The 995-nt window shown below is 42.0% G+C and carries 1 pseudogene; it reads left to right on the top strand.

Going from position 1 to position 995, the window contains the following annotated elements:
- Positions 1 to 995 (top strand): annotated as a pseudogene (locus ACFIJ7_RS09610) (hypothetical protein); the annotation flags it as partial.

Raw genomic sequence — 995 nt, 5'->3', positions numbered from 1 at the left:
ATTAATAAGAATAGTGTGACTTTTGGAGATCCCAAAACAGGCACTGTTGCATTGCATAATGTTGCCGCTGGTAAGATAGCCAAGGATTCACATGATGCTGTAAATGGTGACCAGCTTCATTCACTAGGCAATACCGTTGCTACCTATTTTGGTGGTGGTGCAACATTTGCAGATGGTGCTTTTACAGCTCCGACTTATAAGATCTCAAATGTTGCTGAAGATGGTAAGGCAACAGAAAAGTCATATAACGATGTTGGTTCAGCCTTTGCTGGTCTTGATACGAGTGTCAAGAATGTGAACACTCATCTAACGAATGTAGAAAATAAGTTTACCCAAAAGATCGATGATATTTCGAAAGAGGTTAAAGGTGATGCCTTGTTGTGGAGTGATAAAGTCCATGCCTTTGTAGCGCAGCATGAAAAGAAGGAAGAAAAAGAAGACAGCACAGTTGTAGTGACACAAGAAAACAGCAAGATAACGTCTCTTGCAGCTGGAGCTGTCAGTGAAACTTCAACAGACGCCGTTAATGGCTCACAGCTTCATACCTTGGGCACTGTGGTTGCTACGTCTTTAGGTGGTGGTGCTGTCTATAAGGATGGGAAATGGACCGCTCCTAGTTTCAAGGTTAAAACAATCAAGGAAGATGGGAGTGCTGTTGAAGAGCAGAGCTATAATAGTGTAGCGGAAGCGTTTGCAGGCGTTGGCAGTTCTTTCACGAACATTCATAATGAGATTAACAAGGAGATTAGCAAAGTCGTAGGCGATAGCCTTGTTAAGCAGGATGAAAAGACAAAGGTTATCAATATTGGTAAAGAAGTAGAAGGCAGTGAAATCAATATTGCCAATAAGACTGGTACGGATCGGACTCTTTCTGGTGTGAAGGCAGCGACCAAGGATAATGAAGCCGTTAACAAAGGTCAGCTTGAGAAAGGTTTAACGGATCTTTCCAACAGTCTTCAGTCTGATGAATCAGCAGTTGTTCATTACGATAAAAA

It is taken from the genome of Bartonella sp. MR100HLJHH, from assembly GCF_042194215.1.
GTDB classification, from domain to species: domain Bacteria; phylum Pseudomonadota; class Alphaproteobacteria; order Rhizobiales; family Rhizobiaceae; genus Bartonella; species Bartonella grahamii.
This window is presented reverse-complemented; position numbering and strand designations above follow the sequence as displayed.